This window comes from Candidatus Bipolaricaulota bacterium, from assembly GCA_021159055.1.
Taxonomy (GTDB): domain Bacteria; phylum Bipolaricaulota; class Bipolaricaulia; order UBA7950; family UBA9294; genus S016-54.
Map to the genome: position 1 here is coordinate 1 of JAGGSO010000110.1, position 2819 is coordinate 2819.

At 52.2% G+C, this 2819-nt stretch carries 3 protein-coding genes; all 3 read right to left on the minus strand.

Translation table 11 applies throughout. From position 1 onward, the window contains the following. Positions 1-25: 25 nt before the first annotated feature. Positions 26-586: a GTP cyclohydrolase I FolE gene (folE, locus tag J7J55_05760; protein ID MCD6142205.1), complete on the minus strand. Its 561-nt coding sequence runs from the start codon at positions 584-586 to the stop codon at positions 26-28. 19 nt (positions 587-605) lie between these two features. Continuing rightward, positions 606-2339, minus strand: a complete 1734-nt coding sequence (locus J7J55_05765) for a formate--tetrahydrofolate ligase (protein ID MCD6142206.1) — start codon at positions 2337-2339, stop codon at positions 606-608. Between the two features lie 28 nt (positions 2340-2367). After that, a partial coding sequence (locus tag J7J55_05770; GenBank protein ID MCD6142207.1) for a methylenetetrahydrofolate reductase occupies positions 2368-2819 on the minus strand: 452 nt, incomplete at its 5' end.

The window sequence follows — 2819 nt, forward strand, 5'->3', positions numbered from 1 at the left end:
TCTTTCATTACTACCCCCTTATAAATTATGATTCTATCGCTGCCAGCGCTTCGTTGCGTGCTGCCAGATCAGTTTTGAATAACCCGCGAATAGCTGTGGTCACCATTGTCGTACCTGGCTTCTGTATTCCGCGTAGGGTCATGCACAGATGCTCAGCTTCCAGGCGCACTAACACACCGTGAGGCTTAAGTTTCTCCATAAATACATCGGCCAATTGCGAAGTCATGCGCTCCTGGATCTGTGGGCGACTTGCTGCAATTTCTACTGCCCTTGCCAGTTTACTAGCACCTACTACACGTTTATTCTTTGGAATATAGACCACCGCTGCTTTGCCAATGAAGGGAAGGAGGTGGTGTTCGCATATAGAGTGAAACGGGATATTCCGCAGGGCGACCATCTCGTCGTAATCAGCGTGAAAAAACGTGGTAAGGACCTCGCTCGGATCGCGGTTCATGTCCCGAAAGAAATCATCGATAAACATCGAACTAACTCGTCTTGGAGTATCACGCAACCCCTCAAGAGTGAGGTCGAGATCCAGTCCTTCCATCAGCAGACGTACAGCCCTCTCAACCTTTTCTTTATCCATATTTACCTTCCTCGATGTATTAAAAGAGGCCAACGATCTTCCCGTCCTCATCCAGATCGATCTGCATAAACGCAGGGACTGAAGGAAGTCCTGGCATGGTACGCATCTCGCCGCAGAGTGGATAGATGAACCCGGCACCGACGCTTGCGCGCACCTCGCGGATAGGAAGGGTGAAACCACTCGGTGCCCCCTTCAAAGCCGGATCATGCGACAGCGAGAGATGGGTCTTTGCCATGCAAATTGGAAGCTTGCCGAATCCTGACTTCTCATACATGGCGATTTGTTTCTTGGCGAGAGGGGAGAACTCCACCTTTGCTGCCCCGTAGATCCTTGTCGCGATCGTCTCTATCTTCTTCTCAATCGACCAGTCAAGAGGATAGAGGAATTGGAAGTTAGAGGGTTCTTCGGCCGCGGCTGCTACTGCTTCAGCAAGCTCAATCGCCCCAGCTCCCCCGTTTTTCCAATGATCACTGGTCACCGCAGCAAAGGCCCCAGCCCGATCGGCGGCCTTCTTTACGATCTCGATTTCAGCCTCAGTGTCAGTTGGAAATCTGTTTACCGCCACGACAACTGGAATCCCAAATGTCCGTGCGATCTCAATATTCTTTTCTAAGTTAGCGCAACCTTTTTCCACAAGTTCCAGGTTTTCTTCAGTGTACGCGGGATCGAGGGGATGCCCAGCAACTACCCGTGGTCCACCCCCGTGCATCTTGAGGGCGCGGACCGTGGCCACCAGGACGACCGCGTTCGGCACCAGACCGCTCACGCGGCACTTGATGTCGAAGAACTTCTCCATCCCGATATCCGCTCCGAACCCGGACTCGGTGACGACGTACTCTCCGAGCTTGAGCGCGATCTGATCGGCAATGATCGACGAGTTTCCATGAGCGATGTTGGCGAACGGCCCGGCATGGACGAACGCAGGCTGCCCCTCCAGGGTTTGGAGAAGGTTCGGCTTGATTGTATCCCGCATCAGTACGGCTGCTGCCCCAGCGACTCTGAGATCCTCCGTGGTCACCGGCTCGCCGCTCCAGTTATAACCGATGACGACTTTGCCGATCCGCTCGCGCAAGTCTTTGAGGTCTGTTGTTAAAGCAAGGATTGCCATCAACTCGGATGCGACTGTGATGTCAAATCCACCTTCGCGGGGGAAGCCATCCCCTTTGTTTCCCAATCCGAGGACGATGTGACGAAGAGCCCGGTCGTTGACATCAACCACCCGGTTCCAGGTGATAGAATAAGGATTGATGTTTAGCTTTTTAAGCCCCTTCTTCTCCCAAGCGGCATCAGAGTTGTTACGTTCGTGCATCAAGCGGGCATCGATCGCTGCGGCGATTAGGTTATGCGCTGCCCCGATTGCATGGATGTCTCCAGTGAGGTGCAGATTGAAGTCCTCCATTGGAACGATTTGCGAGTAGCCACCGCCGGCTGCTCCTCCCTTGATCCCGAACGTCGGCCCCTGTGATGGTTGACGGATGCATGCAATCGATCGCTTCCCTAATCGACCGAGCCCCTGCACCAAGCCGACCGTGGTGGTCGTTTTCCCCTCACCGAGTGGGGTCGGAGTAATGGCTGTAACATCGATGTACTTTCCATTAGGCCGATCTTTGAGCCGCTCGAGAACGTCGAGCTTGACCTTCGCCTTCCATTTGCCAAACGGCTCCAACTCCTCTTCATTGATTCCTGCTTCGGCTGCAATTTGGGTGATCGGCTTAAGCTTCGCTTCTTGAGCAATTTGAATATCCGACTTCATTAAATACCCCCTTAATAGTACAATTAGCCTAGATTGCTATACCTGCTTCATCTAAAATATCCGGTACATGGCGTTCCCAACCCATCGGCATCAGATGTACACCTTGGCACATCTCCTTCGTTTCCCGAATGATACGCGCAGCGATCTTGATACTTGTAGTGACTTTATCATCGGTTTTCTTCATCTCATCAATGATCGAGTCGGGAACGCTTACTCCGGCTACGTTCTTGTTCATGTAGCGAGCCATGCCAGCCGACTTTAAGAGCACACACCCAAGCATCACTGGAACACCAAACTCCTTTGCGCTTTCCATGAATCGTCTGAACACTTCCGGATCATAGACAGCCTGCGTCTGGAAGAATTGCGCTCCGGCTTTTATCTTGCGTTCTATCTTTAAAAGTCCTGGTTTCAACTTCCAAGTGCAACTGTCAAGGGTGTCTTTGTGGAGAAGAATACTTCGAACGGGGTTTGAAATCCAAG